Raw genomic sequence first — 2,436 nt, forward strand, 5'->3', positions numbered from 1 at the left:
CCTGCCATTATGCCATTTCTTCTAAAAATGATTTTCTGTTTTCGAGCCTGTAGCTCTTCCCATTCATCGGGATCTTGTCGCATTGATATGCGAGTCTGTCCAATATAGCGGTCGCAAGCGCAGCGTCCCCAAGGAACTCTGTCCATTCTTCGAATCCCTTGTTTGTTGTTATGATGATTGCTGTCCGTTCCTGCAGTTCGGATATCAGCTGGAAGAACATGTTTCCTTCCGTTGCGTTTATCGGAAGATAGCCCACTTCATCTATGATCAGAAGGTTCGATGCTCTTATCCTTCGCATCTTTACACCGGCGTGCCTGTCTATTTCTTCGGTTCTGAGCGTCTTTATGAGGGACTGCATGGTCGTATAACTGACCTTATAACCTTCTTCGCAGGCCTGATATCCAAGACCGATAGCCAGATGTGTTTTCCCAACTCCCGGAGGTCCGGACAGTATCAAGTTGTATATCCCGTCTATCCACGCAAGTTCTGACAGCTGTTTAAACTGTTTCTTGCTAATGGCCTTACAGAAACTCAAGTCAAAGTCCTTGAGGTATTTCGGGTATGGGAAGCCGGCTTCCTTTATTCGCTTTTCTCTTGCCTTATCTTGGCGGTATGTTATCTCACAGTCCAATATATATCCTATGAGATCAAGGTGGCTATAATCGTTCTCCTGTGCTGTATGAAGTATCTCATCAAGAGATATCTTGGTATGTGTCAGCCCAAGGGTCTGGGCTGACGCTTTTATTGTTTGTGTTTTATCCATCTTTGCGGCTCCTTTCCATGACTGTTTCATATAAACTCAGTTCACGGATCGGAGGGGATCCGCCACGATATTTTTCGGGTAGCAATACAATGCCTGCATTTGCGACTTTTACGCTGTCTTCCTTATACTTAGACAGGAAATATATGGCCGACTTAAGCTCGGATGCTGAATACAGATTCCTCTCCCTGCAGTAAGCCACGGCTTCGAGGATGGTATCTGTATCCCATTCCTTACAAAGTCTGCGGATCTCGAGTAGCTGATCCCTGTAGTATCGGATCTTTTCCTCATGCACATGCGACAAGAAGTCTGCAACATTTTCATCATTGTCGAACAGAGCCTTTACTGCTGTATCCAGATCCTTCAGCGTCTGGCTCATATCCCGCCGATCATGAGATGATGAACCGATCAATTCACCTTTACCGAGACAAATAGGGTGTGTAGCATATATTTCCCCGGTAAGAGCATCCACGATGGATATCTCATTACCTTCCGGAAGGACGTGGACTTTCTTCCCTTTAGCGTACGTGCCCTTCGGCACCCTGTATCGGTTGCTTTTATAAAGAACCACGTTGTCTTTGCGGACAAGATAGTCTATACTTGCGTTGACAGGTTTTGCAAAACTGTATTCTGATACCGGTTTTAAGTATTCTCTTTCGAGGGCGAATACTTCAGCCGGTATCTTTTTGGTTGTTTCATGAACCTTTGCGTTGCCTGTGCGCGCAAGCCAGGCGATGCAGTCCTCGTTAAAACTGTCTATGTCATGGAATACGCGGTGTTCCGCAAACCCATGCTTCGCATACTTGATGACGTTCTCGATGCGGCCCTTGCTCTCCGGATCAGCTCCTCTGCACAGATATATATCAAATCCGGCTGTATCGTGATAGTTCTGAAATCCGGCCGTATATATGATGTCGCCGTGATTCTCGCTGACGGCAAGGACCTTATCCTGATCGTATACTATCTGCCGTGGCATTCCTCCGAAGTATGTGAATGCCTTTATGTGCGCCTCAACGAAATCCGCTGTGGTCCAAGGGTGGTCTATCCAATAGATGTATTTATATCGGGAGTGAGACAGCACCATGCCAAAAGCATAGATCTTCTTATGTCGGCCGTTGTCAGTCTCAAGGGATATCTCGCCCATATCCACCTGTGCCTGACTCCCCATCGGCGGATCTGCAACCGCTTCATACTGTCTGGTAGCATCCGGCTTCTTTATACCGTATTCGTTTCTGATCCATACAACATAATTCCGAAATGCCCGCTCTCGGACATCTAGTTTCGATTGGCCGGTCACTTCCTTGATCCTGTCATAGATCTGAGCTGCAGTCATGTCGGGATACTTATGGAGCGATTCTAAGACGATATCCCGATATCTGTCAGCCTTTCGAATCCGTTCTTTCGCCTGGTCTCTTGCCTTGGCAAAGCCATCAGGCTCCATATCCCAATACTTCAGTACCGTCTTGTAATCTATCCCAAGCCGACGGCTTACCTGGGACTTGTTTAGTTTGTTTCGTTTCAGTTCCTGAATCTTCTCGTAGATCATCCAATCTTTCACCTTTCTTATCACCTCCGAGGATGAGTATATCCCCAAAGGCGTGATCTATGGAAAATTAAGTGCCGAAACTATGGAAAATTAAATGCCGTCAGCTATGGAAAATAGTATACCGTTTACA

General features: G+C 46.3%; 2 protein-coding genes. Both read right to left on the minus strand.

Annotation, left to right across the window (positions count from 1 at the left end):
• Window positions 1-7: 7 nt before the first annotated feature.
• Window positions 8-763 (minus strand): IS21-like element helper ATPase IstB, encoded by a 756-nt coding sequence (istB, locus tag B5D25_RS12650; RefSeq protein ID WP_078788320.1) that lies wholly within the window; start codon window positions 761-763, stop codon window positions 8-10.
• On the minus strand, window positions 756-2,306 hold the full coding sequence (istA, locus tag B5D25_RS12655; RefSeq protein WP_143000694.1) for an IS21 family transposase: 1,551 nt from the start codon (window positions 2,304-2,306) through the stop codon (window positions 756-758). The genes istB and istA overlap by 8 nt, the downstream gene beginning before the upstream one ends.
• Window positions 2,307-2,436 lie beyond the last annotated feature (130 nt).

Origin of the sequence: Eubacterium ruminantium, assembly GCF_900167085.1 — a bacterium.
Lineage (GTDB): Bacteria > Bacillota > Clostridia > Lachnospirales > Lachnospiraceae > Eubacterium_Q > Eubacterium_Q ruminantium.

Bases quoted from the DNA above. Each gene is read 5' to 3' on its own strand.
- istB (WP_078788320.1), bottom strand. From the start codon at position 763: ATGGATAAAACACAAACAATAAAAGCGTCAGCCCAGACCCTTGGGCTG.
- istA (WP_143000694.1), bottom strand. From the start codon at position 2,306: ATGATCTACGAGAAGATTCAGGAACTGAAACGAAACAAACTAAACAAG.